Annotated in this window: 23 protein-coding genes; 13 read left to right on the forward strand and 10 right to left on the reverse strand. The window is 68.3% G+C overall.

The features are described 5' to 3' along the window. Nucleotides 1–5: 5 nt before the first annotated feature. The gene (iolB, locus tag EDD41_RS09290) at nucleotides 6–875 is read right to left on the reverse strand and encodes a 5-deoxy-glucuronate isomerase (protein ID WP_123575698.1); all 870 of its coding nucleotides are present in this window, start codon (nucleotides 873–875) and stop codon (nucleotides 6–8) included. Then, nucleotides 872–1,738 (reverse strand): Cgl0159 family (beta/alpha)8-fold protein, encoded by an 867-nt coding sequence (locus tag EDD41_RS09295; RefSeq protein ID WP_123575699.1) that lies wholly within the window; start codon nucleotides 1,736–1,738, stop codon nucleotides 872–874. The genes iolB and EDD41_RS09295 overlap by 4 nt, the downstream gene beginning before the upstream one ends. Before the next feature lie 187 nt (nucleotides 1,739–1,925). Here EDD41_RS09295 and EDD41_RS09300 point away from each other — a divergent pair, with 187 nt between their 5' ends. From EDD41_RS09300 to EDD41_RS09325, 6 genes are all read left to right on the forward strand, one after another. Beyond that, complete coding sequence (locus EDD41_RS09300; protein WP_123575700.1) at nucleotides 1,926–2,675, forward strand: GntR family transcriptional regulator; 750 nt, start codon at nucleotides 1,926–1,928, stop codon at nucleotides 2,673–2,675. Nucleotides 2,676–2,850: 175 nt separating this feature from the next. Further along, the gene (locus EDD41_RS09305; RefSeq protein WP_123575701.1) at nucleotides 2,851–3,927 is read left to right on the forward strand and encodes a transaldolase family protein; all 1,077 of its coding nucleotides are present in this window, start codon (nucleotides 2,851–2,853) and stop codon (nucleotides 3,925–3,927) included. A gap of 116 nt (nucleotides 3,928–4,043) precedes the next feature. Continuing rightward, nucleotides 4,044–5,036: an inositol 2-dehydrogenase gene (gene iolG / locus EDD41_RS09310; RefSeq protein WP_123575702.1), complete on the forward strand. Its 993-nt coding sequence runs from the start codon at nucleotides 4,044–4,046 to the stop codon at nucleotides 5,034–5,036. Between the two features lie 62 nt (nucleotides 5,037–5,098). Continuing rightward, nucleotides 5,099–5,851: a sulfite exporter TauE/SafE family protein gene (locus tag EDD41_RS09315; protein ID WP_123575703.1), complete on the forward strand. Its 753-nt coding sequence runs from the start codon at nucleotides 5,099–5,101 to the stop codon at nucleotides 5,849–5,851. A 41-nt stretch (nucleotides 5,852–5,892) separates the two neighbouring features. Next, nucleotides 5,893–7,092 carry a Gfo/Idh/MocA family protein gene (locus EDD41_RS09320; RefSeq protein ID WP_123575704.1) on the forward strand — a complete coding sequence of 400 codons (1,200 nt, stop codon included), beginning with the start codon at nucleotides 5,893–5,895 and terminating at the stop codon, nucleotides 7,090–7,092. A gap of 199 nt (nucleotides 7,093–7,291) precedes the next feature. Further along, nucleotides 7,292–7,516, forward strand: a complete 225-nt coding sequence (locus EDD41_RS09325) for a hypothetical protein (protein ID WP_123575705.1) — start codon at nucleotides 7,292–7,294, stop codon at nucleotides 7,514–7,516. Nucleotides 7,517–7,527: 11 nt separating this feature from the next. Here the strand turns inward: EDD41_RS09325 and EDD41_RS09330 are convergent, their stop codons facing one another. The 4 genes from EDD41_RS09330 to EDD41_RS09345 all read right to left on the reverse strand — a co-directional run bounded on the left by EDD41_RS09330 (nucleotide 7,528) and on the right by EDD41_RS09345 (nucleotide 11,834). Further along, on the reverse strand, nucleotides 7,528–8,802 hold the full coding sequence (locus EDD41_RS09330; protein ID WP_211336623.1) for an MFS transporter: 1,275 nt from the start codon (nucleotides 8,800–8,802) through the stop codon (nucleotides 7,528–7,530). A gap of 34 nt (nucleotides 8,803–8,836) precedes the next feature. Then, entirely contained in the window at nucleotides 8,837–9,715 is an 879-nt protein-coding gene (locus EDD41_RS09335) for an ATP-binding cassette domain-containing protein (RefSeq protein WP_245995597.1), read from the reverse strand. Between the two features lie 32 nt (nucleotides 9,716–9,747). Continuing rightward, nucleotides 9,748–10,743, reverse strand: coding sequence for an ABC transporter permease (locus EDD41_RS09340; protein ID WP_245995598.1), 996 nt, complete (start codon nucleotides 10,741–10,743; stop codon nucleotides 9,748–9,750). 110 nt (nucleotides 10,744–10,853) lie between these two features. After that, nucleotides 10,854–11,834 carry a substrate-binding domain-containing protein gene (locus tag EDD41_RS09345; protein ID WP_245995599.1) on the reverse strand — a complete coding sequence of 327 codons (981 nt, stop codon included), beginning with the start codon at nucleotides 11,832–11,834 and terminating at the stop codon, nucleotides 10,854–10,856. A gap of 75 nt (nucleotides 11,835–11,909) precedes the next feature. On the opposite strand from EDD41_RS09345, the gene EDD41_RS09350 reads away from it, so the two are divergent. Continuing rightward, nucleotides 11,910–12,650: a GntR family transcriptional regulator gene (locus EDD41_RS09350; protein ID WP_094765652.1), complete on the forward strand. Its 741-nt coding sequence runs from the start codon at nucleotides 11,910–11,912 to the stop codon at nucleotides 12,648–12,650. A gap of 3 nt (nucleotides 12,651–12,653) precedes the next feature. Here the strand turns inward: EDD41_RS09350 and EDD41_RS09355 are convergent, their stop codons facing one another. Beyond that, nucleotides 12,654–13,262, reverse strand: a complete 609-nt coding sequence (locus tag EDD41_RS09355) for a hypothetical protein (RefSeq protein WP_123575709.1) — start codon at nucleotides 13,260–13,262, stop codon at nucleotides 12,654–12,656. A gap of 127 nt (nucleotides 13,263–13,389) precedes the next feature. Between EDD41_RS09355 and EDD41_RS09360 the strand changes: the two genes are divergently transcribed. From EDD41_RS09360 to EDD41_RS09370, 3 genes are read left to right on the forward strand one after another with little or no spacing between them, the layout of a single operon-like run. Continuing rightward, entirely contained in the window at nucleotides 13,390–14,175 is a 786-nt protein-coding gene (locus EDD41_RS09360; protein WP_123575710.1) for an SDR family NAD(P)-dependent oxidoreductase, read from the forward strand. A 2-nt stretch (nucleotides 14,176–14,177) separates the two neighbouring features. Continuing rightward, complete coding sequence (locus tag EDD41_RS09365; protein ID WP_094765655.1) at nucleotides 14,178–14,978, forward strand: lysophospholipid acyltransferase family protein; 801 nt, start codon at nucleotides 14,178–14,180, stop codon at nucleotides 14,976–14,978. After that, on the forward strand, nucleotides 14,975–16,723 hold the full coding sequence (locus EDD41_RS09370) for an FAD-binding oxidoreductase (protein WP_245995600.1): 1,749 nt from the start codon (nucleotides 14,975–14,977) through the stop codon (nucleotides 16,721–16,723). The genes EDD41_RS09365 and EDD41_RS09370 overlap by 4 nt, the downstream gene beginning before the upstream one ends. 169 nt (nucleotides 16,724–16,892) lie before the next feature. Here EDD41_RS09370 and betT read toward each other — a convergent pair whose 3' ends face one another. The 3 genes from betT to EDD41_RS09385 form a co-directional block, all read right to left on the reverse strand. Then, nucleotides 16,893–18,944 carry a choline BCCT transporter BetT gene (betT, locus tag EDD41_RS09375; RefSeq protein WP_123575711.1) on the reverse strand — a complete coding sequence of 684 codons (2,052 nt, stop codon included), beginning with the start codon at nucleotides 18,942–18,944 and terminating at the stop codon, nucleotides 16,893–16,895. Further along, nucleotides 18,941–20,701: a choline dehydrogenase gene (betA, locus tag EDD41_RS09380; RefSeq protein WP_123575712.1), complete on the reverse strand. Its 1,761-nt coding sequence runs from the start codon at nucleotides 20,699–20,701 to the stop codon at nucleotides 18,941–18,943. The genes betT and betA overlap by 4 nt, the downstream gene beginning before the upstream one ends. Nucleotides 20,702–20,830: 129 nt before the next feature. Then, the gene (locus tag EDD41_RS09385) at nucleotides 20,831–22,327 is read right to left on the reverse strand and encodes an aldehyde dehydrogenase family protein (RefSeq protein ID WP_123575713.1); all 1,497 of its coding nucleotides are present in this window, start codon (nucleotides 22,325–22,327) and stop codon (nucleotides 20,831–20,833) included. An 81-nt stretch (nucleotides 22,328–22,408) separates the two neighbouring features. Here EDD41_RS09385 and EDD41_RS09390 point away from each other — a divergent pair, with 81 nt between their 5' ends. From EDD41_RS09390 to EDD41_RS09400, 3 genes are all read left to right on the forward strand, one after another. Next, a complete protein-coding gene (locus tag EDD41_RS09390) occupies nucleotides 22,409–22,981 on the forward strand; it encodes a TetR/AcrR family transcriptional regulator (protein ID WP_123575714.1) in 573 nt (190 codons plus the stop codon). Between the two features lie 123 nt (nucleotides 22,982–23,104). Further along, nucleotides 23,105–24,340, forward strand: a complete 1,236-nt coding sequence (locus tag EDD41_RS09395) for a lipid II:glycine glycyltransferase FemX (protein WP_094763572.1) — start codon at nucleotides 23,105–23,107, stop codon at nucleotides 24,338–24,340. Then, entirely contained in the window at nucleotides 24,337–25,362 is a 1,026-nt protein-coding gene (locus EDD41_RS09400; protein ID WP_123575715.1) for an alanine racemase, read from the forward strand. The genes EDD41_RS09395 and EDD41_RS09400 overlap by 4 nt, the downstream gene beginning before the upstream one ends.

Genomic DNA, 25,362 nt, shown 5'->3' on the forward strand with positions numbered 1-25,362 from the left:
TAGGGTCAGTTCGTGAAGGGCAGGCGAGGATCGATGTCCTGGTCCTCCCAGGTACTGCGAATCCAGTGGTGCTGGGGATCGTCGATCGCCAACCAGACCTGGTCCTCGGCGGGGCCGGCCATCACGTTGAGGTAGTAGAGGTCGTACCCGGGCGCCGCGACGCAGGGGCCGTGCCAGCCGTGCGGGACCAGGGCAATGTCCCGGTCGTGCACCTCGGCCAGCAGGTCGATGGGGCGCTCGGGCGTGCCGTAGGTGCGGTGCAGGGCGAAGCCGGGGCCGTCAGGGCCGGCGGTCACCTCGAAGTAGTAGACCTCCTCCAGCTCGCGCTCCACGTCGCTGAACTCCTCGTGCTTGTGCGCGGGGTAGCTGGACCAGTTGCCGCCGGGGGTCAGCACCTCACAGACCAGCAGGTGGCTGGTGGGCACGCCGTTGTTGAGGGCGTAGTTGTTGACCTGGCGGGAGCAGTCACCGGCACCGCGCAGGTCCGTGCGGACCTGGTCCTTCCCGTAGTGGGCGACGGGAAGGTCCTGGGTGGCACGCGCCGTCGGGATCGCGAAGCGGCCACCGGCCACCGAGGTGATGACCAGGCGCTTGTTGCGCGGCACGTAGACGTAGTCGGTGACGCCCTTGAAGACACTCTCCCGCCCGGCCAGCTCGAATCGCTGGCCCTCGACCTCGACGGTGCAGCCGCCCTGCAGCGGGAGGACCAGCACCTCGTCGGGACCGGTCTGCAGCTCCTGGCTGGCTCCGGCGTCGAGCTTGACGACCTTGATGCCGGACCAGGCCCAGCCGGCCCGCTCCGGGGTGACGTCGGCCTCGAACTGGCCGTGGCCGCTCTCCCCCGCGGGGATGTAGATGTCGGGATTGGTGTTCACAGCAGTCCTACCGCCTCGTCAACAGCCGCCGCCACGTCTCCGGACGGCGGGAACAACAGGGATCTTCCAATGACCAGACCACGCACGGTGGGGATGGCCAAGGCCTTCTGCCACAGTGCGAGACTCTCGTCATTGTCCTTCTTGACCTCGCCGCCCAGGATCAGGGCGGGCAGGGTCGTCGCCGCCATCACGCGCTCCATGTCGGCGACGGCGGGAAGCTTCAGCCAGGTGTGGGCGGACGTGCGCCCCAGGCCCGACGCGATGGCGATGGACCGCATCACCGCGTAGGGGGTGAGGTCATTGCTGATGTGCCCGGCCATCCAGGTGGACACGAAGGGTTCCACCATGGCCATCAGCTCGAGTTCGGCCAGCTCATCGACGGCCCGGGCGCAGGACTCCATGGTGGCGACGCTGGCCGGATCCGCATAGTTGATCCGCATCAGCATCTTGCCGCCGTCCAGACCGGATTCCTTGACACCGCGAGCGTCGTAGCCGGTAAAGCGGTCGTCCATCTCGAACTTGGCGCCCATCAGGCCACCGCGGTTCATGGAGCCGTAGACCAGCTTGCCGTCGAGTGCCCCCAACAGGGCCAGGTCCTCCACCAGGTCCGCGGTGCCCAGGAAGCCGTGCACGCCGGGACGCCCCAGGGCCTCCACACAGCGTCCCAGCAACTCCTCGCGGTCTGCCATGGCCGTCTCGTCCCGGCCAACCACGAGCGCGCCTCGCGCCGGGTGGTCACAGGCAATGATCATGAGCTTGCCGCCGTCGGCCGGCATGGTGCCCCGGGGGCGCTCAGCAAGCACCCGGGCAATCCGGTGGGGGTCCTGGGCACGGATCTCGACGATCCGTTCGACCAATGACATCGCTCGTCCCTTCAGCACACTCCCGGCTCTCCTGTGAACCGGACTGCCTCAAGCCTGCCCCGCACTCCACTGAAGTGTCAATAGATTGTCAGGACAAATTATCGTTGTGCCTTTCGGCACGAAATGTCACAAGAGCCGGACATGACAGGTACCGTTTTCCCAGAGTTCACCACGGAAGGACACTCCCATGAGCGGCGACGTCTACACACCGGAGATCAATCTCGACCGGAACAGCCCCATCCCGCTCTACTTCCAGATTGCCGAGCCGATCGCAGCCGCCATCAACTCCCACGAGTTGCCCAGCGGAACACGCATCGAGGACGAACTGTCCATGGCCAAGCGGCTGAAGGTCTCCCGACCCACCGCCCGCCAGGCCCTGCAGCGACTGGTGGACCAGGGACTGGTGGTCCGCCAGCGTGGCGTCGGGACTCGCGTCGCGCCGGCCCTGATCCATCGCCCCATGGAACTGACCAGCCTGCACAGCGACCTGACGCGCGGCGGCCACCAGGCCACCACCAGGCTCCTGGACTATGCGGACCGGGAGGCCACAGCCGAGGAGGCCGAGACCATGGGGCTCGCGGGCGCCGGCACCGAGATCACGGAGATCCGACGCCTGCGGCTTGCCGACGAACACCCCATCGCGATCATGCGCAACCTGATCCCCCGCGAGCTGGCTCCGTCAGCGAGCGAGCTGGAGACCGGCGGCCTCTACGAGGCGCTGCGCAACCGCCATGTGCAGCTCTTCTCCGCGCGCCAGTCCATCGGCGCGCGCAATGCGAGCCTCGAGGAGGCAAAGCTGCTCGAGGTGAAGCGGGGAGCCTCGCTGCTCACCATGCGCCGCGCCACCAACAACGAGGCCGGCCAGATCGTCGAGTTCGGTGATCATGTCTACCGGGCAGACCGGTACACCTTCGACTCGACCGTGTTCACCTCCTGAGGCACCGCATCTCACCGCGATCCGGCAGGAAAGACCAAACAAATTCAAATTGTCCGGACAATCTATTGACTTGAGGGCTGGCTCGCATTTGAATGGAGGGGACCCGGTCACACGACGCGCCACCGACGACGCGGAACCCGGCAGTGACCGCCCCGATCCATCAGGAGGACCCCTCATGGCCATCGAATTCACACCTGGACCGCTGCTCGAGGCGACCCGCCAGTTCCCCACCGCCCTGTGGAATGACTCGGCGGATCCCGACGAGCTGGCCCAGTCGATCAGCTTCGGTGCCGTCGGCGCGACGTGCAACCCGTCGATCGCCTACACCTGCATCAACATGAAGAAGGACAAGTGGCTGCCCCGGATCAAGGAGCTCGCCGCCGAGATGCCGGAGGCCAGCGAGTCCGAGATCGGCTGGACCGTCGTGCGCGAGATGTCCATCGAGGCCGCCAAGATGCTCGAGCCGATCTTCGAGGAGCACAAGGGCCGCAACGGGCGCCTGTCGATGCAGACCGACCCCCGCCTGGCCCGCAGCTGGAAGGCCCTGGCCGACCAGGCCGAGGAGTTCAGCAACCTGGCTCCCAACATCATCGTGAAGATCCCCGCCACCAGCGTCGGCGTCAAGGCCATTGAGGAGGCCACCTACCGTGGCGTATCGGTCAACGTGACCGTCAGCTTCTCCGTCCCGCAGTGCGTGGCCACCGGCGAGGCCATCGAGCGCGGCCTCCAGCGCCGCGAGGCCGAGGGCAAGGACGTCTCCACCATGGGCCCGGTCGTCACCCTGATGGGCGGCCGCCTCGACGACTGGCTGAAGATCGTCGCCGAGCGCGAGCAGCGCTTCGTCGATCCCGGCGTCTTCGAATGGGCCGGCGTGGCCTGCATCAAGCGCGCCCACCAGGAATTCCAGAAGCGCGGCCTGCGCGCCCGCGTCCTGGTGGCGGCCTTCCGCAATGTCCTGCAGTGGTCCGAGCTGCAGGGTGGCGACCTGGTCGTCTCCCCGCCCTTCAAGTGGCAGAAGCGGATCAACGCGTCGGACTACAAGCCGGTCAACAAGATCGACGAGCCCGTCGACGAGCGCGTGATGGCCGAGTTGCTGAAGATGCCCGAATTCGTCCGTGCCTACGAGCCCGACGGCATGACCCCGGAGGAGTTCGACAGCTTCGGCGCCACCGTGCGCACCCTGCGCGGCTTCATGGAGGCCGACAACGACCTCGACGTCCTGGTGCGCAACGTGATCATGCCCGCCCCGTGACGATGGCCTGACCACACCAACTCCACAAGCCCTGGAGGGGCGCTGACCGCACGCGGTGGCGCCCCTCCGAACCATTTTCCAATCCACTCAACGAAGAACAGCAGAGGAAGTACGCAATGTTGCGCATCGCCGTCATCGGAGCCGGACGCATCGGCCACGTCCACGCCCGTTCCGTGGCCAACCACCCCGAGGCCCAGCTCGTGCTGGTCTGCGACCCGATCGGCGACGCCGCCGAGAAGCTCGCCTCCCAGTACGGCGCCCGCTCCTGCAAGGAGGCCGACGAGGTCTTCGCTGATCCCGAGGTGGACGCCGTCATCGTCGGCTCCCCCACCCACCTCCATCTGCCCCAGCTGATCGCCGCTGCCAAGGCCGGCAAGGCCGTCCTCTGCGAGAAGCCGGTGGCCCAGGAGGTCAGCCAGGTGGAGGCCGTCCAGGAGGAGCTGGACCAGATCACCACCCCGGTGATGTTCGGCTTCAACCGCCGCTTCGACCCCTCCTTCGCCGCAGTGAAGAAGGGCGTCGACGAGGGTGCCATCGGAGACCTGGAGCAGCTCACCATCATCAGCCGCGACCCCTCCGCCCCGCCCGCCAGCTACATCAAGGTCTCGGGCGGCATCTTCCGCGACATGACCATCCACGACTTCGACATGGCCCGCAACTTCCTGGGCGACATCGTCGAGGTCAATGCCTCCGGCCAGAACTTCGTGCCCGAGATCAAGGCCGAGGGCGACTTCGACGCCGCCGTCGTCGTGCTGACCGCCGCCGACGGCAAGGTGGCCACCATCATCAACAACCGTCGCTGCGCCTCCGGCTACGACCAGCGCCTGGAGGCCGCAGGGTCCAAGGGCGCCCTCTTCGCCGAGAACGTCCGGCCGAACACGGTGCGCCTCAACAATGCCGAGGTCACCAATGCCGAGGCCCCGTACCTGGACTTCTTCCTGGAGCGTTACGAGGCCGCCTACACCAACGAGTTGGGCGCCTTCATCGAGGCAGTCAGCACCAGCCAGACACCCCAGCCCGGTCTGAAGGATGCCGTCGAGGCCCTGCGCATCGCCGACGCGGCCACCACCTCCGCCCACGAAGGGCACCCTGTCCGTCTGGACGGCTGAAACCACACACCCCGTCGGGGCCGGGCTGGGCCCGGCCCCGACTTCTCAAAGGGAGCAAGGCCATGGGCCTCACCACGACGACTTGGCTGATACTGGGGCTGGTCGCCGTCCTGGTGGGCCTCGCCAAGACCGCGCTGCCCGGCCTCGCCGTGCTGGCCGCCGCCCTGATCGCCAGCATCCTGCCGGCCAAGGAATCCACCGGCACCCTGCTGTTGCTCCTGCTCGTCGGCGACGTGCTGGCCATCGGGCTGTACCGACGTGATGCAGACTTCGGGACCCTCAAGAGGTTGGTGCCCACCGTCCTGGTCGGTATCGCCGCCGGCGGCGTCTACCTCAAGCTCGCCTCCGACCTGGCCACCAAGCGCCTGATCGGCATCATCCTGCTGTTGATGATCGGCCTGACCCTCGCCGACATGTACCGCAAGCGGGGCCAGGTGACCGTCCACCGCCCCGAGAACGAGACCTCCCCAGTCAAGCGGGGCGCCTACGGCTCCCTGGCCGGCTTCACCACGATGGTGGCCAATGCCGGCGGTCCCGTCACCAGCATGTACTTCATGCAGGCGGGTTTCGACGTCGCCAGGTTCCTCGGCACCACCGCCTGGTTCTTCTTCCTCGTCAACGTGATCAAACTGCCCGTCTCGATCGGCGTCGGAGTGATCAACCCAGACACCTTCCGCCTGGACCTGGTGCTGGCCCCCGTGGTGGTGGTCAGTGGTCTGCTCGGCTTCCGGCTGGCCAAGGTCATCCCAAAACGCATCTTCGATCCCATCGTCATTGCACTCACCGTGCTCAGTTCCTGCTGGCTGCTCGTCTGAGGGCAGCACGACCCCCGAACCACCCCTCGAAAGGAAACCCCATGACTCGCGAACTCGGCATCGGCGTTGTCTCCCTCGGCTGGATGGGACGGTTGCACTCGGCCGCCTATGCCGCCCTGCCCATGCGCTACCCCGAGCTGGCCGTGAAGCCGCGGCTGGTGGTCTGCGCCGACCCCGTCGACTCCAACCAGACGGCTGCCCTGGAGCAGTACGGCTTCGAGAAGGCCGTCGCCGACTACCACGAGGTGATCGACGACCCGCAGGTCGAGGCCCTGTCCATCTGCGCCCCCAACTTCCTGCACCACGAGATCGCCATGGCGGCCATCAAGGCCGGCAAGCCCTTCTGGATCGAGAAGCCGATGGGCGTCAACGCTGCCCAGTCACGCGAGATCGCCGAGGATGCCCAGCAGGCCGGCCTGGTCACCGCCGTCGGCTTCAACTACCGCCACGAACCCGCCGTCGAGCGGATGCGCCAACTGGTGCGCGAGGGCCGCCTGGGACGTGTCACCAATGTGCGGGTCTGGCTGATCGCCGACTACGCCTCCGCCCCCGACGGCCCGCTGACCTGGCGTTACAGCAGGGAGAAGGCCGGTGCCGGCGTGGTGGGCGACCTGATGTCCCACGGTGTGGACCTGGCCCAGTGGGTCACCGGCCAGCGCGTCACCTCCGTCTCGGGCCTGACCGACACCTTCATCAACGAACGTCCCATCCCGCTGACCGCCGGAGTGGGCCATGCGAAGGTGGAACTGTCCGACCAGAGCGGTCCCGTGGAGAACGAGGACTACGTGGCCGTGCTGGCCACCTTCGAGAACGGCATCGTCGGCACCTTCGAGTCCAGCCGCGTGGCCGTCGGCCCCCGCGCCGAGTACGTGGTGGAGGTCTACGGCACCGAGGGCTCCGCCCGCTGGAGCTTCAGCCATCCCCAGGACCTGCAGCTGCTGATCCGCGGTGAAGGGCCTGCCACTGGCTACACCACCGCCATGATCGGCATGGAGGACGGCGACTTCGCCCGCTTCCAGCCCGGCCCCGGCCAGACGATGAGTTTCGATGACCTCAAGGTGATCGAGGCAGCCCAGTTCGTGCAGTCCGTGCTCACCGGCACACAGCTGGCCCCCAGCGCCGGCGACGCCTGGCTGGCCGCCGCGGCCGACGAGGCCATCGTGGCCTCCGCGGCGCAGAAGAGCTGGGTGGAGGTTCCGGCGGTGAGTGCCCCCACCACCTTCGCCTTCCCGAAGGACTGACGAGCGCCGAAGTACTGGCCCAACCGCCCCCCGGCATCGACACGATGCCGGGGGCGGTGCATTCCGGGGGCCGGATCGGGTAGCAGGGTACGAGGCGTAGAATGGCGACGTCGAGGCGATTCTCGACAGTCAACTCACGATGGCCGTGCGGTAGGGGCCATCGGCTCCTCCTGCGGCGTGCCCTGGAGGAGCCGAACAGATGACCGCCGTCCTGACCGCCACCGAGTCCAAGAAGACCACCCTCCCCCGCGCGGAGGTGCACCAGCAGCCCCTGATGCTTTGCGCAGCCGTCGTCCTGCTGCTGCTGGCACTGGTCCTCGCCGCCATGCTGACCGAGGCACCGCTCGTCGCACTCGCCGTGGCCCTGCCCCTGATCGCCGGAAGCTTCGCGACCCTCGTCGCCTCCCTCCGACGACACTTCTGAGACACAGCACCTCACGAGAGGCGATCGCGGCCGATCCCCTTGGGGAGCCCGATCCGGGCGGCGAAGATCGCCATCCAGCCAGCTCCGGCAACGGCCACTGCCCCGATGGCCAGCACCGCGGCCTGGACGCTCGCCGTCGCCACCAGCAGGGAGATCAGCAGCGGGCCACCGAGTACGCCGACATTGCTGAACAGGGCCCAGACGCCCAGGAAGCGCCCTCGACCCTGAGCCGGGCTGAGGTCCGCACCGATGGTCATGTTCACCCCGGCGCCCAGGCCATTGCCGACGGCCATCACGACGACGGCGAGCACCATCCCCGGGATCCCCAGCCAGCGGGTGAGTGGCACCATCAGCAGGAATCCGGAGCCGTAGACCAGCAGGCAGGTGACCAGGATCACCGCCCGCCCCAGGCGGTCCTTGAGGTAGCCGCCGGGGAACATCAAGACGATCTCGATGGCCGCCCCCACGGCGATCAGCAGGGAGATGGATGACTCGTCCAGCCCGACGCTCACTCCCCACAGCTGCACGATGACGGGTTGGGCAACGCGCGCGACGGCCAAGGTCGTGATGGCGACGCCCGCCAAGATGACGGCACTCCAGCGCACCCCCACCATCAGCGTGGCCTCGACAGGCTCGGCCGGCGAGTCCCCGCTCCCGGCCAGCGAGCTCTCCATCCCGTTCCCCGAGCTTGTCGAGGGGCCCTCGGCCACCGCCCCCGTCGGGCTGTACAGGATGGCCACCGCGAGCACGGCGCACGCCACGCTCAGCACGTAGACGCTCCACAGCGGCAACCACAGCAGCAGGACTCCACCGACCAGCGGGCCGATCAGGTTCCCGACGCGCATCGTGCCGCCCAGAGCGGTCATGGCCCGGCCCACCTCATGGGCTTCGACGTGGTCGGCGGTATAGGCCTGCCGGGCCAGGCTCCAGACATTCATCGCGGGGGCGCGGCCGAAGGATGCCGCCATGAACAGGGCCAGTGCGCCGCGCCCACCCCAGGCCAGGGCCGCGACGGTGACCAGGGTGAAGGACCCGATCACGGTCGTCGCCAGCAACATCGCGTGCTTGTCGCCCACGCGGTCGATCAGCCGGCCGGCGTGCACCGTCGTCGCCAGACCAATGCCGCCCAGGATGGCGACGATGGCCGCGGCCAGCGAGGCCGAGGCCCCCAGCTGCATCGCGGCCAAGACCTGCACGGGGACCGTCGCCCCACCCGCGACGCCGATCAGCAGCGACGGTGCGAGGATCGGCCAGAAGAGCCGTCGGTAGAGGGTGGGTGCGCGCACTCCGCCAACTCTGCCATGAGCCGCGATGGAGGGATCAGACCTGCAACTCGTGGGCCAGGGCATCCAGCTCGGCGCCGCCGGCCATCTCCCCGGTCAGCTGGTTCAGCGTGATCGACTCCTTGGTGCCGTCCAGGCTCACCCTGCCCAGTTTCAGCACGACGAAGTGGTCCCCCACCAGCCAGGCATGGTTCGGGTTGTGGGTGATGAAGACCACCGCGACACCGGCCTCCCGAGCGCGTGCGATGTACTTCAGCACGACGCCGGACTGCTTCACGCCCAGTGCCGCAGTGGGCTCGTCCAGCACCAGCACCTTGGCGCCGAAGTGCACGGCCCGGGCGATGGCGACGCACTGCCGCTGCCCGCCCGACAGGGAGCCGACGGGAGTCTCCAGGTCCGGGATGTCGATCCCCATCCGCCGCATCGCGTCGGAGGTGATCTCCTTCATCCGGGCGATGTCCAGCCGCCCGAAGGGCCTGCGGGTCAGTTCGTTGCCCAGGAAGAAGTTGCGCCACACCGCCATCAGCGGGGCCAGCGCCAGGTCCTGGTAGACGGTTGCGATCCCGGCCGCCTGCGCATCGCGCGGCGAAGTGAAGCGCGTCGAGCTGCCGTTGACCAGCAGTTCACCCTGGCTGTGTTCGTGCAACCCGGCGATGATCTTGATCAGCGTGGACTTGCCGGCGCCATTGTCACCCAGCACACAGGTGACCTCGCCTGCGCGGGCGACGAGGTTCACCCCGCGCAGCGCCTCGACATTGCCATAGCTCTTCCCCGCGTCACGCAGTTCCAGGATGGGGGCCTCGACAGGCTCGGCCGCCGTGCTTGCGTCGGATGCCGGCGAAACGGCGTCTTCCTGAGACGAGCGCAGCTCCGAGCCTGCGAGGAGCGAGGCGCGCGAGTCCTGCGGGGGGTCCAAGGGGGGTCGTCCCCCCTTGCTTGGTACCGAGCTCATCGCTGTTCCGCCTTTCGCTTCAGCCAGACGTTCAGCAGCGTGGAGGCCAGCAGCATCACGCCGAGGAAGGTCTTGAACCAGTCGGGATTCCAGCCGGCGTAGTTGATGCCCAACTGGGTCATGCCGTAGATCAGGGCACCGACGGAGGCACCGACCACGGACCCGAATCCGCCGTTCATCAGGCAGCCACCGATCACCGCGGCGATGATGTAGATGAACTCCTTGCCGATGCCCTCACCGGACTGGACGACGCCGTAGCCGAAGAGCAGGTGCATACCGCTGAGCCAGGCGCAGAAGGCGACGAAGAGGTAGAGCGCCACCTTGGTGCGGCGCACCGGGACGCCCGAGGCGCGCGCGGCATCCTCGTCGCCGCCGACGGCCAGCACCCAGTTGCCCTGCCGGGTGCGCAGCATGATCCAGGCGCCCAGCATGGTCAGCAGCAGCCAGAAGAGCAGGGTGATGCGCAGCGTGATGCTGTGCCCCGCCACCTGCAACGCGAACTGCGAGGCGAAGACGCGACGGGCGGACTCCGAGCCCTGCATGTCCGCGATCTGGTGGGTGGACACGTTTCCGGTGACCCACCGTGTCAGGCCGAGGTTCATGCCCTGGAGCACGAAGAAGGTGCTCAGGGTGGTGAGGAAGCTGGGCAGTTTGGTGCGCACCAGAAGGAGCCCGTTGACCAGCCCGACGGCGAGGGTCACCAGCAGGGCAAGGCCCACCGCGGCCCAGACATTGAGGTTGAACCACCAGCCCAGCAGTGCGGCGGCCAGACCGGCCGTGGTGACCAGGACGCCGGCCGACAGGTCGAACTCGCCACCGATCATCAGCATGGCGATGGGCACGGCCATCATGCCGATCGTCGAGGCCTGGTAGAGGATCGTGCCGATGTTGTCGAGGTTGCGGAAGCTGGGCGCGACGGCCAGGAAGAAGACCATGATCGCGAAGCCACCCACCAGCGAGCCGATCTCCGGACGCACCAGCAGCCTGGTCATCATGCTCCGGCGGCGAGTCCGGTCGTCGGCGTCACCAGTCCCCGTTCCCCGAGCCTGTCGAGGGGCCTCGACAGGCTCGGCCACCGTGGTGGCACTGGACGTGTCCGCACTCATCGCTTGCCCGCCGCCGCGTAGGTGGCGATGGCGTCCACATTGGACTTGTCGACGAAGGCCGGCCCGGTCAGCGTCGCCGTACCGCCACCGATGGAATTGCCGTTGGTCTTGTACAGCCACAGCGCGTCGACGGCGAGGTATCCCTGCAGGTAGGGCTGCTGGTCGACGGCGAAGGCGACGCTGCCGTCCTGGATGGCCTTGACCAGTTCGGCATTGGTGTCGAAGGTGGCGATCCGTGCGCTGGAGCCGGCCTCCTTGACGGACTTCACGGCGGTCAGCGCGACGGCGGCCTTGAGCCCGAGGACGGTGTCGATCTGCTTGTCCTGCTGGAGCTTGGCGGTGACCTTGGTCTGGACGTCGGCGATGTCCGTGCCGGTGACGTAGAGGTTCTCCGTGGTCGGCATCACCTGCTTGACGCCGGCACAGCGCGACTCATTGCCCACATTGCCCTGCTCGTGCAGGATGCACAGCACCTTCTTCGCGCCGTCGGCCTTCAGTTTCTCGCCGGTCTTCTGCCCGGCGACCTTGTCCTCCTGTCCGAAGAAGCCCTGCACGCCCAGGCCCTGCCAGACATCGACGCCGCCGTTGATGGCGGTGACGGGGATCCCGGCCTTGACTGCGGACTTCACGGCCGACGACATCTGTTCGGGCTTGCTCAGGGTCACGGCGATGCCGTCCACCTTCTTGTCGACGGCGGCGTTGACCAGGTTGGCCTGCTCGGCACCCTCCGGGCTGGCTTGGTACTCCAGGGCGATGCAGTCCTTCTTGGCGGCATCCTCGGCACCCTTGCGGACGAGGTCCCAGAAGTCGTCGCCGGGGGCGGAGTGGGTGATCATCGTCACCGTCATGGTGGTGCTGGTGCAGCCGCCCGCCGAGGCCGACTTCTCGGCGGCGGCGCGCCCGCCGGTGGCGGAGCAGCCGGTGCCGAGCAGCAGGGCGGCCACGGCGATGGCTGTGGTGACGAGGTGTGACTTCACGGGTCCTCCGACGATCAGGGGTGACAAAGGTCCAACATTGTCACCTTACCCGAGGACGCTGCTAGCTTGATGCCCATGCCCAGGACCCTCCCGGTGGTGGTGGACCGCAACAGCCCCGTCCCGCTCTACCATCAGCTCGCCGAGCAGTGGGCCAGTGCCATCTCCAGCGGCGCCCTCAAACCGGGCGATCCCTTCGAGAACGAACTCGCCCTGGTAGCGCGCCTGCACCTGTCGCGTCCCACCATCCGCAAGGCCATCAACGAGCTGGTCCGTCAGGGCATGCTCGTGCGACGTCGCGGGGTCGGGACACACGTCGCGAGCCAGGTGGTGGGCAAGCAGAACTCCCTGACGACGCTCTTCGACGAGTTGCAGGGCGCCGGCCGCAAGCCCCGCACCCAGGTGCTGCGGATGCAGGCATCCCGCCCCAACCGGACCGCAGCCGAGGCGCTGGGGCTGCGCCCCGGAACCCCGCTGGTCTACCTGGAGAGGCTGCGTTTCAGCGACGGGCAGCCGTTGGTGCTGCTGCGCAGCTGGTTGCCGCCGGTCTTCCACGACGTGTGTGCCGACGACTTCGCGGACCGCAGCCTGTACTCCGTGCTGTCCGAGCGTGGACACGAGAAGGCGGAGGCACGGCAGCGGATCGGAGCCCGGATGGCCACCGCCCGGGAGCGGCACCTGCTGGACCTGACCCGGGCCGATGCGGTGCTCACCGTCGAGTGGCTGAGCCGCGACGCGGACGGGATGGCCCTGGAGTTCGGTGAACACTCCTACCGCGGCGACTCCTACGTTCTGGACATGGACCTGCGACGGGATTGAGCCTCAGGCGAAGGTCTTGTAGACGTCATTGGTGAGCTGGGCCAGCTCCGCGGGCTTCGACAGGTCAGTGCCCTGCACCCACAGCACGCCGCCGTCGAGCGGGGCGAAGCAGCTGGTCACGCCCTCCGCCTTGCCACAGGTGGACATTCCCTCGGTGCTCTTGCCGGTGAGCTTTGCCGTGACGGTGTTGAACTTCAACGCCGGGGACAGGGTCATCATCACCATGGCGTCCTCGGAACCGGCGGTGTACATGCCATTGCTACCGGTGTACTTGCCCACCGTGGCGGGCAATTTCGCGGTGGCGTACTTCTTGGTGCCGGCGGGCAGGCTGGCCGCCACGCTGGCCTCGACGGAAGCGCCGGCAGTGGCGGTGGCGGATGCGGGGCCGCTGGATTCGGCGGTGACGGCCGATTCCGGGGTGCTGGCGACGCTGACCTCGTCGCTGGGGCTCTCGGAGGAGCCGGCCTCAGGTGAGGCGCTGTCGACGCTCACCGTGGTGACCTCGCGGGGACTGGCGGCGTCGGAGCCCTTCTCATCACTGCCACAGGCGCTCAATGGGGCCAGGGCCAGCAGGGCAACCAGGGGGAGGGCTGTGGTGCGACGCAGCGTCATGGGTTCTCCTTGAAAGCGTGCCGGGCGAGTCTTCCCGGGCCGGGCTGGTGGCCCCGATCCACCCACACTAATGGCCTCGCGGGGCGACGTGAATGCGGCACGAGGCGCGGTGCCGTAAGTTTGGGGCATGGCTCAAGCACTCGTGACCGGCGGCACCTCCGGCATCGGCAAGGCCTTCGTGGAGGCATTGGCCGCCCGGGGGGATGACGTCGTGATCGTCGCACGGGACGCCGAACGGATGCAGGAACTGGCCGAGGAACTGGGCACGAAGCACGGCGTCCACATCGAGTGGATCACGGCGGACCTCGCAAAGGCCGAGGACGTGACCCGCGTCGCGGACTGGATCGAGGACCCGGCGCACGAGCTGGACCTCGTGGTCAACAATGCCGGCTTCGGCCTGCACGCGAAGCTGCTGGACAAGAACCAGCTGGGCACCCAGCGGCGCGCCTTCGACGTGATGGCCTGGGCAGTGCTGGAGCTCTCCGGCGCCGCCGGGCGCGCGATGGTTGCTCGTGGCCACGGCCGCATCATCAATGTCAGCTCGACGAGTTCATGGATCTTCAGCGGCAACTACTCGGCGCTCAAGGCGTGGGTGCGCAGCTACACCGAGGCCCTGAACATCGAGCTGCGCAAGAGCGGCACCGATGTTCGAGCGACGGCCCTGTGCCCAGGCTGGGTGCACACCGAGTTCCACCAGCGCGCCGGTGTCAGCTCGGACAACCTGCCCGGCTTCGTCTGGGTGGACCCGGACCAGCTGGCCCGCGAGGCGCTGGCCGATTCGGCGGCGGGCAGGGCCATCTCCATCCCGTCGGCCAAGTGGAAGGCGGCCATCTTCGTGGCCAAGCTCCCGATCGCCACCCCCATCATCCGTACCTTGTCCAGCAAGCTCTCCTCGAGCAGGCAGAAGAAGTGAACATGTTCGACCGCGTCAAGTTCCCCGGCGGAGAACGCGCCCGTTACCGTTCCAAGCCGATGGCCGCCACCCGCAGCAGCGCCCAGTTGTTGCTGCTCAAGCCCGCCATCTGGCGGCTGCTCGACGTGCACGTCATCGGCCAGGAGAACCTGGATGACCTGGATGGCGCCTTCATTGCCGTCGCAAACCACTCCAGCCACTTCGACGCTCCGCTGATCATCGGTTCGCTGCCGCGCCGGCTGTCCCAGTTCCTGTCCGCAGGTGCCGCCGCGGACTACTTCTTCGATGCCTGGTGGAAGGCCGCCCCCACGGCGCTCTTCTTCAATGCCTTCCCCGTGGACCGCAAGGGGACCCGCGGACGCAAGGGGCTGGCCGGCAACCTGCTCAGCGACGGCGTGCCGCTGATGCTCTTCCCGGAAGGAACCCGTTCCCGCACCGGAGCCATGGCCCCCTTCAAGCCGGGTGCCGCGGCCCTGTGCATCAGCCGCAATGTGCCGGCGGTGCCGATCGCCCTGGTGGGTGCGTACGCGGCATGGCCGTCGACCCAGAAGACGCTGCCGTTGAACCGGCCGACGGTGCACGTGGTGATCGGTGCGCCGATGCACCCGCACCCCGGCGAGATCGCCCACCAGTTCAATGAGAGGATGCGACGTCAGGTGCTCGAGCTGCACGACTCCACTGCCCGCGCCTACGGCATGAAGACCCTGGCGGAGTACGCACACACCGCCGCCCTGGAGAAGGCGAAGACCCAGGCCCCCCAGGACTCGACCCCCCAGCCCCCGACCATCCAGGAGAAGCAGTGAGCCAGAACAAGTCCAAGGCCCCGGCCAAGTACCAGAAGTGGTGGGGTTGGGGAGCAGACGGGGACAAGCCCTATGCCGTGGCCAACAAGCCCAAGTTCCCGCCCTTCGCGATGGACAAGCTGGGCGTCGACATCCTGGCCAAGGACCTGACCGAGCCCCGGCTCGCAGACATCGACGTGCCCGCCAGCATCCTGGGCGACGAGCTGCGCGAACAGCTGCTGTCCACCGTCGGCGCGGACAATGTGCGCACCGATGACGAGATGCGCGTCGTGCACTCCTATGGCAAGGGTGTTCGTGACCTCGTGCGGGTCCGCCGCGGCATCCTCGGCCGGGTTCCCGACGTCGTCGTCTACCCCGGCAGCGGCGACGAGGTGCAGGCCGTGATGGAGGCCTGCTTGCGCGCCGATGCCGTGCTGATCCCCTATGGCGGTGGCTCGAACATCGTCGCCGCGCTGGAGGCCGAGCCCGGCGAGCAGCGGGTGGTGGTCAGCGTCGACATGGGCCGGATGAACAAGGTCCTGGAGATCGACGAGCAGGCGGAGATCGCCCTGATCCAGGCCGGCGCACTGGGCCCCGACATGGAGGAGCAGCTCAACGCGAAGGGCTGGACGCTGGGCCACTTCCCGGACAGCTTCATGTGGTCCACCGTCGGCGGCTGGATCGCGACGCGCTCCACCGGTTCGCAGTCGGACAAGTACGGCGACATCGCCGACATCACCCGCGGTCTGGAGATGGTGATGCCCGCGGCCGAGGGTTCGGAGCAGCGCACCCAGGTGCTGAGCCTGCACCCGCTGCCGTCGTACTCGTCGGGCCCCAGCGTGCGCGAGATGGTGCTGGGTTCGGAGGGCCGGCTGGGCATCATCACCCAGGCGTGGATGCAGGTGCACCGGATCGCGGAGGCCCGCGAGATCCAGGCCTACTTCTACCCGAACTACGACGCGGGCCTGAAGGCCGCCGAGCTGATCGCCCACAGTGACGCCAAGCCGATGATGTTGCGCGTCTCCGACGCTGCCGAGACCGAGTTCTCGATGGCCAATGGCAAGAAGTCCAGCACCAAGAGCCACTACATCAACAAGGCGATGCAGAAGCTGATGACCGCCAAGGGCTGGAACCTGGAGGAGATCTGCATCTCCTTCGTCGGTTTTGAGGGCAGCCCCGTGCACGTGCGCTACGCGAAGAGCGTGGTGAACAAGATCGTGCGCGCCCAGGGGGGCATGAATGTGGGCAAGGGCCCCGGCACCCTCTTCGACCAGAAGAAGTACGACATCCCCTACATCCGCGACTTCCTGCTGAACATGGGCATCCCGGCCGATGTGAGCGAGACGGCGACGCCGTGGAGCCGCACCAAGGAGATGCACGACGAGACCGTGAAGGCCGCCGAGCAGGCCTTCGCCGAGACCGGGCACAAGGGCTTCATCATGTGCCACGTCTCGCACAGCTACCACGCGGGCGCCTGCCAGTACTTCACCTTCGCCGTCGCCGACGGTTCCGAGGACAACATGGCCACCTATGACCACGTGAAGCGTGCGGTGCAGCAGTCCTTCATGGAGCACGGCGGCACGGTCAGCCACCACCACGGTGTGGGCGAGGAGCACTCGCCGTGGATGGAGCAGGACATCTCCCCCGCTGGCGTGCACATCCAGCGCAAGCTCTTCGAGGGCGTCGACCCGGGCGAGAACCTGAACCCGGGCAAGATCGTCCACGACGGGAAGCCGGGCATCAGCTCGAACTCCGCCGAAGCCTGAGGCCTGGACCTGGGCGAAGGGCCGCCGCGGTTGGTTTCCCAACTGCGGCGGCCCTTCGTCATGTGCGGGGCCCTGTCCCCAAAACTGAGAACCCGCAGGAGCCCTCGATGAATTTGGAACGTGCCAACCCCTGTTTGGGCTCTCAGTTTTGGAGCCGGGACCCCTGCAATCAGGCCTCGGCCTCGGCGACGGCCCGGGTGGCCGCCAGCTGGCGCTCGTAGGCGTCCAGCACGTCGTGGCAGACCTGGTCCTCGTTGTAGGAGATCAGGTCGTAGCCGGCCAGACCGGGCAGGGCCACCTCGACGCGGGTGGAGGTGTCGTCGGCCTCGATCATCCGCGCACCGTAGGTGGGGGCGGGGACCCGACGGATCTGCACGGGGTAGCTGAACCACGGCTCGGCCTCGTCCTCACCCACCTCCAGCCGCACCCGTCGCGTGACACGCAGCTCGGGGATGCCGTCCTCCTGCACCAGGCGGACCTGCGCACCGCGGGCCTCCAGCTCCGTCGCGACGGCGTGCAGCGCCGGCAGCACGACGACGTTCAGGTGGCGTTCGGCCTGCCGGACGCTCACCGCACCGAAGGTGACCCCCAGGCGCTTGCGCCAGGAACCCGGCGCCGCGGGGGACTCGCGGCCCACCAGCGAGGAGGTGATGGAGGCACGCGCCGCGTCGCGACGGGCCCGCTCCCCCTCCAGCGCCCGGTTCAGCCCCACCATCACCATCACCATGACGAAGGCGAAGGGCAGACCCATGATGATCGTCGCATTCTGCAGCGCCGCGATCCCGTCGACGGCCAGCATCGCGATGGTCAGCACGCCGGTGGCCAGCGCCCAGAAGATGCGCAGCGCCGGGTGGGCGTCGCTCTCGCTGTCGGGCAGGTGGCTCGACAGGTTGGCCATCACCAGGGCGCCGGAGTCCGCGCTGGTGACGTAGAAGAGCAGCCCGACGAAGGTGGCCAGCCCCACCATGAACAGCGGCAGCGGGTACTGCTGCAGCAGGTAGAAGAAGCCCAGTTCGGGGCTCTCCAGCGCCATCGTCGCGAACTCCTTGTCCCCCTTGTCGCGGATCTGGCTGACCGCGGCATTGCCGAAGATGGTCACCCACATCACGATGTAGCAGAAGGGGATGGTGAGCGTGCCCAACACGAACTGGCCGATGGTGCGCCCCCGGGAGATGCGGGCCAGGAACATGCCCACGAAGGAGGCCCAGGCAATCCACCAGGCCCAGAAGAAGAGCGTCCAGGCGCCCATCCAGTCGGCCGGGTGGTCATAGGCCATCGTGTCCAGCGTCATGCCCGGGAACATCGAGATGAAGTCGCCGATGTTCATCGTCATGGCGCGCAGCAGGAAGGTGGTGTCCCCGGTCACCAGCACCCAGGCGGCCAGCAGGATGGCGAGCGCCACGTTCAGCTGGCTCAGGATGCGGATGCCCTTGTCCACGCCGCTGACGGCGGAGATGGTGGCCACACCGACGGCCAGGGCAACCAGGGCGGCCTGTGCCGTCAGGCCCTGTTCGATCCCGAACATGATGTCCAGGCCGACGTTGAGCATGACGACGCCGATGCCCAGGCTGGTGGCGACACCGAAGATGGTGCCGACCACCGTCGCGATGTCCACCGCGTCACCGGCCGGCCCGTTGATCCGACGACCCAGCAGCGGGTGCAGCGCGGAACGCACGGCCAGCGGCAGGCCCTTGCGGTGGGCGAAGTAGCCCAGGGCCATGCCCATCAGCACGTACATGCCCCAGCCGGTGATGCCGTAGTGGAACATCGTCCACACGGTCGCCTTGCGGGCAGACTCCAACGACTCGGCCTGCACCTGCGGCGGCAGCATGTACTGGCTGACCGGTTCGGCCACGGCGAAGAACATCACGTCGGTGCCGATGCCGGCGGCGAAGAGCATCGACGCCCAGGCGAAGGTGCTGAACTCGGGCCGGTCGGTGTCCTGCCCCAGCCGCACCCGGGAGTGCCGCACCCCCATCACGATGACGAAGGCCAGGACCGCCGTCGCGAGGGCGATGTAGAACCAGCCGAACCAGTCGGAGATCAGGGTCACCACGCGGCCCAACACCCGCAGCGCATGATCCGGAGCGCCCAGACCCCAGCCGGCGATGACGAGGGTCAGCAGGGCGGAGACGCCGAGCACCGGCCACTTGGGGCGCGGCTTCTCGACGACTCCACCGTCCGGACCGGCCTGCTCGCGTCCGACGGTCGCGGTGCTCATGCCCTTGCTTCCGTCTGACCTGCCCGCTCGATCGATGCGACGGCGGTCGGGATGTCCTGCACCGCATTCCATGCACTGTTGCGGGGATCACCCTCGGGGAAGACGGGCATGCCCTGACCGGCGCGGTAGACCGGCACGTCGGCCGGGGCCAGCGGGGTGTTGCCCAGGATCAGGTCGGCCGCCTTCTCCGCCACCATCATCACCGGCGCATAGATGTTGCCATTGGTGATGCTCGGGAAGACCGAGGCGTCGACCACGCGCAGGCCCTCGACGCCGTGCACCTTCAGGCTGTTCGGATCGGTGACGGACATCTCGCCGGTGCCCATCGCCGCGGTGCACGACGGGTGCAGCGCGGTCTCGGCATCCTTGGCCACCCAGTCGATGATCTCCTGGTCGGTCTGCACGTCGGCGCCGGGCGAGAGCTCGCCACCGTCGAAGGGGGCGAAGGCGGGCTGCGCCAGGATGTGGCGCGCGGCGCGGATCACCTGCACCCATTCCTGGCGGTCACGCTCGGTGGACAGGTAGTTGAAGCGGATCGACGGGTGGTTGAAGGGGTCGGCGTCCTTGATGGTCACGTCGCCCACCACGTCGGAGTTCATCGGCCCGACGTGCACCTGGTAGCCGTGGTCGCCGCCGGCGGCGGTGCCGTCGTAGCGGACCGCGATCGGCAGGAAGTGGAACATCAGGTTGGGGTAGGCCACCTTGTCGTCGGTGCGGATGAAGCCGCCGCCCTCGAAGTGGTTGGAGGCGCCCACACCGGTCTTCGCGAAGAGCCACTGGGCGCCGATCACGGGCGCCTTCCAGTAGGCCAGCCACGGCGCGATGGACACGGGCTGGGTGGAGGCGTGCTGGATGTAGACCTCCAGGTGGTCCTGCAGGTTCTGCCCGACGCCGGGCAGCTCGACGCGGGTCTGGACGCCCGCCTTGGCCAGCGCGGCAGGGTCACCGATGCCGGACAGCTGCATCACCTGCGGGCTGTTGAAGGCGCCGCCGCACAGGATGACCTCGCCGGCCTCGACGCTCTCGGGGCGCTTGCCGGGCATCTTCACGTAGTCGACGCCGGTCACCTTGTTGCCGTCCATCCGCAGGCCGGTGACGTGCGCCAGGGTCTCGACGAAGAGGTTCTTGCGGTTGCGAACCGGGGTCAGGTAGGCCCGCGACGCGCTCCAGCGACGGGTGTCCTTCACATTGCGGTCGAAGGGCGCGAAGCCCTCCTGGCGGTAGCCGTTGACGTCGTCGGTGGCGGGGAAGCCGGCCTGATTGGTGGCCTCGAAGAAGGCCTGGAAGAGCGGGCTGGTGGCCGGGCCGCGCTCCAGGTGCAGCGGGCCGGAGCCGCCGCGCCAGTCGTCGGCGCCGACGGTGCAGGTCTCCATCCGCTTGAAGTAGGGCAGGCAGTGCGCGTAGTCCCAGTGCTCCATGCCGGGCTGGGTGGCCCACTTGTCGTAGTCGCCGGCATTGCCGCGCTGGAAGATCATGCCGTTGATGGAGCTGGAACCGCCCAGCACCTTGCCGCGGGCGTGCTTGACGCGGCGGCCGCCCATGTGGGGCTCGGGCTCGGACTCGTAGGCCCAGTCGTAGAGGGGGTTGCCGCTGGGGAACATCAGGGCGGCAGGCATGTGGATCAGCGGGTCGACGCGCCAGTCTGCGCGGCCGGCCTCCAGCACCAGGACGGTGGTCTTCTTGTCTGCCGACAGGCGGTTGGCCATGACGGAGCCGGCGGATCCACCGCCGACGATGACGTAGTCGTAACGCTTCATGGGTTTCCTCATCTCGTTCGTACTGGTCAGGTCGTGAAGGTCAGGTCGTGGCCCCTCGACAGGCTCGGGGACCATGGAAGGGGGTCTCGTGGACCGTGGAAGGCGGTCTCGGGGACCGTGGAAGGGGGTTCAGGCGCGGCTGTCGGCGAACCAGCCGGCGCGGGCGGGCGCGGTGTTGTGCCAGATGTGCTTGGTCTCCTGGTACTCGTGCAGGCCGGCCAGGCCCAGTTCGCGGCCGATGCCGGACTGCTTCATGCCGCCCCACTCGGCGCCCGCGACATAGGGGTGGTAGTCGTTGATCCAGATGGTGCCGTGGCGCAGCCGCTTGGCCACCCGCTCGGCGCGGCCCGCATTCTCGGTCCACACGGCGCCGGCCAGGCCGTAGATGGTGTCATTGGCGATGGCGACGGCGGCGTCCTCGGCCTGTTCGCGGGTGGCGCCGGAGAAGGTCTCGACGGTGAGCACGGGCCCGAAGGACTCGTCCTGCACGCAGCGCATGTCACTGGTGCAGCCGTCGAGGATGGTCGGCAGGTAGTAGAAGCCCTTGTCCAGCTCGGGATCCTCGGGGCGCTTGCCACCCACCAGGAGCTTGGCGCCCTCGGCGACGGCGGCCTCGACGTAGGCCTCCACCTTCTCGCGGTGCGGCCCGCTGATCAGGGGGCCGGTCTCCGCATCCTCGTCGAAGGGGCCACCCAGCCGGATCTCGCCGGCGCGGCGCACCAGCTCGTCGACCACCTGGTCATGGATGGACTCCTCCACCACCAGCCGGGCGCCGGCGGAGCAGACCTGGCCGGAGTCCAGGAAGATCGCGGTCAGCGCATTGTCGATGGCGGCGTCCAGGTCCGCGTCGGCGAAGACCACGTTCGGATTCTTGCCACCCAGCTCCAGGGCGACGCGCTTCACGGTGGGGGCGGCGGCGGCCATGATGCCCCGGCCGGTCTGCAGGCCACCGGTGAAGCTGACCAGGTCGACGTCGGGGTGGCTGGTCATGGTGGCACCGACGGTGGCGCCGGGCCCGAGCACCAGGTTGGCCACGCCCTTGGGCAGGCCCAGGCGCTCCAGCGCACCCATCAGCCAGATGGCGGTGGACGGGGTGAGCTCGCTGGGCTTGAGGACGAAGGTGTTCCCGGCCGCAAGGGCGGGGGCGACCTTCCAGGAGGTCTGCAGCAGCGGGTAGTTCCAGGGGGTGATCATGCTGCACACGCCCACCGGCTCGGCGACGACGCGCGAGGAGACGCCGGGCATTCCGGGGTCCACGACGCGGCCCTGTTCTGCGGCGGCGAGGGTGGCGAAGTGCCGGAAGACGCTGATGATGTCGTCCATGTCGAGGCGGGCCTCGAGCATGCGCTTGCCGGTGTCGAGGGCCTCCAGGCGGGCCACCTCCTCCTTCTCCTGCTCAAGCAGGTCGGCGAGGCGGTGCAGCAGGAGACCACGCTCGGGGCCGGGGGTGGCGGGCCAGGTTCCCTCGTCGAAGGCCTTGCGAGCCGCGGCAATGGCGAGTTCGGCGTCGGCCTCGGCGCCCTCGGGGACGCTCGCGACGACGGTCTGGTCGGCGGGGCAGGCGATCTCCCGCACCTCGCCCGAAAGCGCGTCGACCCACTGTCCGTCGATGTACATCTGCGGCATGGCTGCTCCTCAAGCTGATGACGTGTTCCGTAACGACCGTTTCACTGAAACGGTCGTTACGTCAAGGTCTAGGATGACGACATGGCCACCAGGACACCCGTGCACGACCGCCTGCTCGACGCAGCGGACGAGCTCTTCTTCCAGGTGGGAGCCGTCGCAACCCCCGTCGATGCGATCCTCGGAAAGGCCGGCGCCTCGCCGGCCAGCCTCTACGCCCACTTCGGCAACAAGGACGGGCTGCTCGCCGCCGCCCTGGAACGACGGCTCACCGAATGGACCGAGGTCTGGGACGCCGCGATCGAACGTTCCGCCACCCCTCAGGAGCGGCTGCTGGCCATCTTCGCCGCGCTGCGCACCTACCAGGCCGAGCGAATGACCGAACGCTGGTGCTCCTTCAGCGGCACAGCGGCAACCCTGCCCACCCCGACGAAGGCCATCGCCGACATCCTGCGCCGGGAGACCACCCTGCTCCAGGAACGTTGTCTGTGCTTCGCCACCGAGGTCACCGCAGAACACGCCGAGGAGCTGGCCCGCGGCATCGTGATCAGCTACACCGGGGCGCTGGCCATGATGCTGCGCGTGCCGTGGCAGCAGGCGATCGACGACGGCGAGGCCACCGCCCGGCTGCTCGTCGGGGCCCTCACCCAAAACTGAGAGCCCACAGGAGCCCTCGCGGGAATTGGAACGTGCCAAGCCTTGTTTTGGCTCTCAGTTTTGGAGCCGGGCGGCCGCCATCAGGAGCCGGGCCACCCCGGACCCATCCGGTAGCCTCGAAGGGTGACCATCACCGTGCGCCAGATCACCGCCGCCGAGCACCTCGCCTTCGTCGAGGCCAAGGCCGCGGACCAGGACTTCCCCACCACCGTGAGCTTCCTGCAGCTGCCCGCCTGGGCGAAGGTGAAGCCGGAGTGGGGCCACGAGTCGCTGGGTTTCTTCGACGGCAGTGAGCTGGTGGGCGCCGGCCTGGTGCTCTACCGCGAGATGCCCAAGGTCAAGCGATCCCTCGCCTACCTGCCCGAGGGCCCGGTGATCGACTGGCTGCGTCCCGACCTCGACGGGTTCCTGACCGCACTGGCCCAGCACGCCAAGGCCAAGGGCGCCTTCGGCGTGCGGATCGGCCCGACGGTCGTCGAGCGCACCTGGGGCCCGGACACCATCAAGACCGCCATCGCCGACGAACACCTCACCACCCTCAGCCAGGCAGCCCCGGATGCCACCCACCGCGACGTGGTGAGGGTCTCGGACACCCTGCACCGGCTCGGCTGGAAGGCCCCCAAGGACGGCGAGGGCTTCGCCGCCGGACAGCCCAAGTTCAACTTCCAGCTGCCGCTGGCCCACGAGGACGGCACACCGAAGAGCGCCGACGAGGTGCTCAAGGGCATGAACCAGCTGTGGCGCCGCAACATCAAGAAGGCCGACAAGGCGGGCGTCGAGATTGTGCGCGGAACCCGTGACGACCTGGCCGCCTTCCACGAGGTCTACCTGGTCACCGCCGAACGTGACGGCTTCCACCCCCGCCCGCTGGGCTACTTCCAAACCATGTGGGACGCCCTCAACGGAGAGAGGGAAGACCGGATGCGCGTCTACCTGGCCCGCCACGAGGACGACGTGGTGGCCGCCACCACCTGGATCCAGGTGGGCAGGCACGCCTGGTACTCCTACGGCGCCAGCTCCAACGAGAAGCGCGAGGTGCGCGGCAGCAACCGCATCCAGTGGCAGATGATCCAGGACTCCCTGGCTGTGGGCACGAGCGTCTACGACCTGCGAGGCATCACCGAGGGCATCGCCGCCGACGACCCGGAGATCGGCCTGATCCAGTTCAAGGTGGGCACCGGCGGCCAGGCCGTCGCCTACCCCGGCGAGTGGGACCTGCCGATCAACAAGCCGCTCTACCTGGCCTTCGACGCATACATGAACCGACAGAAGATCAAGGGGGCCGTGGCCAGCAAGGCATCCTCCGTGAAGGCGCTGGTCAAGGGCCTCGACAAGCTCGGCCGTCGGAGCGGGCGATGAGCGTCGCGCTGACCATCGAGACCGAGGCCTGGCGCAAGCACCTGCGCAGCATCGCCGACGCCACCCCCGGCCTGGTACCCGTCGCCAAGGGGAATGGCTACGGCTACGGCCTGGAACGCCTGGCGCAGGAGGCGATCCTGCTCGGTGCCGACGTGATCGCCGTCGGCACCCAGCCGGAGGTCGCGAAGGTCCGCGCCGGTGGCTGGTCCGGCAGCATCGTCGTACTCACCCCGTGGAGCCCTCACGACGGCGACGAGGTGCTGCGCGAGGAGCAGGTGATCAGCACCATCTCCCGGCTGGACGACCTGGATGCCGCGCGTGCCGTGAACCCGCAGGCCCGGATCGTGCTGGAGGTGATGACCTCCATGCGTCGCCACGGGCTGGCCATCGAGGACCTTCCGCGCGTCGCCGACCGTCTCGGCGAGATGCACGTCGAGGGGTGGACCGTCCACCTGCCGATGGTGGCCGATGACCGGCTCGGAGAGGCGCGGGCCCTGGCGGCCGCCGCCCTGGCCGCGCACCGCGCGCCGCTGTGGCTGTCCCACCTGCTGGCCGCCGAGTACGACACCCTGCGCGAGGAGGTCAGCGTCCCCACCCGCCTGCGGGTCGGCACCAAGCTGTGGCTCGGCGCCCCGAAGACCCGTCGCACCACCGCCCGCGTGCTGGACATGCACAAGGTGCGGCGTGGCGAACGGATCGGCTACTGGCAGCGCCGGATGCCCACCGACGGCTGGGTGGTGGTGGTCAGCGGCGGCACCGCCAACGGCATCGCCCTGGAGGCCCCGACCTCGGCCGCGAAGCTTCGCCAGCGCGCCATCACCCTGGTCTCAAGCTCCATGGAGGCCCTGGGCTTTGCGCTCAGCCCCTACACCGTGTCCGGCAAGAAGCGCTTCTTCGTCGAGCCCCCGCACATGCAGTCCTCGCTGGTCTTCCTGCCCGGCGCCGGCTCGGTGGCAGTGGGCGACGAGGTTCCCGTCGAGCTGCGCCTGACGACGGCGACGGTGGACGAGATCCGCGGCTGA

Origin of the sequence: Luteococcus japonicus (assembly GCF_003752415.1) — a bacterium.
GTDB classification, from domain to species: domain Bacteria; phylum Actinomycetota; class Actinomycetes; order Propionibacteriales; family Propionibacteriaceae; genus Luteococcus; species Luteococcus japonicus.

Excerpts from the sequence above, each read along its gene's own strand:
- EDD41_RS09400 (WP_123575715.1), top strand. The coding sequence starts at position 24,337 with ATGAGCGTCGCGCTGACCATCGAGACCGAGGCCTGGCGCAAGCACCTG.
- EDD41_RS09360 (WP_123575710.1), top strand. The coding sequence starts at position 13,390 with ATGGCTCAAGCACTCGTGACCGGCGGCACCTCCGGCATCGGCAAGGCC.
- EDD41_RS09320 (WP_123575704.1), top strand. The coding sequence starts at position 5,893 with ATGACTCGCGAACTCGGCATCGGCGTTGTCTCCCTCGGCTGGATGGGA.
- EDD41_RS09390 (WP_123575714.1), top strand. The coding sequence starts at position 22,409 with ATGGCCACCAGGACACCCGTGCACGACCGCCTGCTCGACGCAGCGGAC.
- EDD41_RS09325 (WP_123575705.1), top strand. The coding sequence starts at position 7,292 with ATGACCGCCGTCCTGACCGCCACCGAGTCCAAGAAGACCACCCTCCCC.
- betT (WP_123575711.1), bottom strand. The coding sequence starts at position 18,944 with ATGAGCACCGCGACCGTCGGACGCGAGCAGGCCGGTCCGGACGGTGGA.
- EDD41_RS09385 (WP_123575713.1), bottom strand. The coding sequence starts at position 22,327 with ATGCCGCAGATGTACATCGACGGACAGTGGGTCGACGCGCTTTCGGGC.
- betA (WP_123575712.1), bottom strand. The coding sequence starts at position 20,701 with ATGAAGCGTTACGACTACGTCATCGTCGGCGGTGGATCCGCCGGCTCC.
- EDD41_RS09315 (WP_123575703.1), top strand. The coding sequence starts at position 5,099 with ATGGGCCTCACCACGACGACTTGGCTGATACTGGGGCTGGTCGCCGTC.
- EDD41_RS09300 (WP_123575700.1), top strand. The coding sequence starts at position 1,926 with ATGAGCGGCGACGTCTACACACCGGAGATCAATCTCGACCGGAACAGC.
- iolG (WP_123575702.1), top strand. The coding sequence starts at position 4,044 with ATGTTGCGCATCGCCGTCATCGGAGCCGGACGCATCGGCCACGTCCAC.
- EDD41_RS09355 (WP_123575709.1), bottom strand. The coding sequence starts at position 13,262 with ATGACGCTGCGTCGCACCACAGCCCTCCCCCTGGTTGCCCTGCTGGCC.
- EDD41_RS09340 (WP_245995598.1), bottom strand. The coding sequence starts at position 10,743 with ATGACCAGGCTGCTGGTGCGTCCGGAGATCGGCTCGCTGGTGGGTGGC.
- EDD41_RS09295 (WP_123575699.1), bottom strand. The coding sequence starts at position 1,738 with ATGTCATTGGTCGAACGGATCGTCGAGATCCGTGCCCAGGACCCCCAC.
- EDD41_RS09350 (WP_094765652.1), top strand. The coding sequence starts at position 11,910 with ATGCCCAGGACCCTCCCGGTGGTGGTGGACCGCAACAGCCCCGTCCCG.
- EDD41_RS09365 (WP_094765655.1), top strand. The coding sequence starts at position 14,178 with ATGTTCGACCGCGTCAAGTTCCCCGGCGGAGAACGCGCCCGTTACCGT.
- EDD41_RS09305 (WP_123575701.1), top strand. The coding sequence starts at position 2,851 with ATGGCCATCGAATTCACACCTGGACCGCTGCTCGAGGCGACCCGCCAG.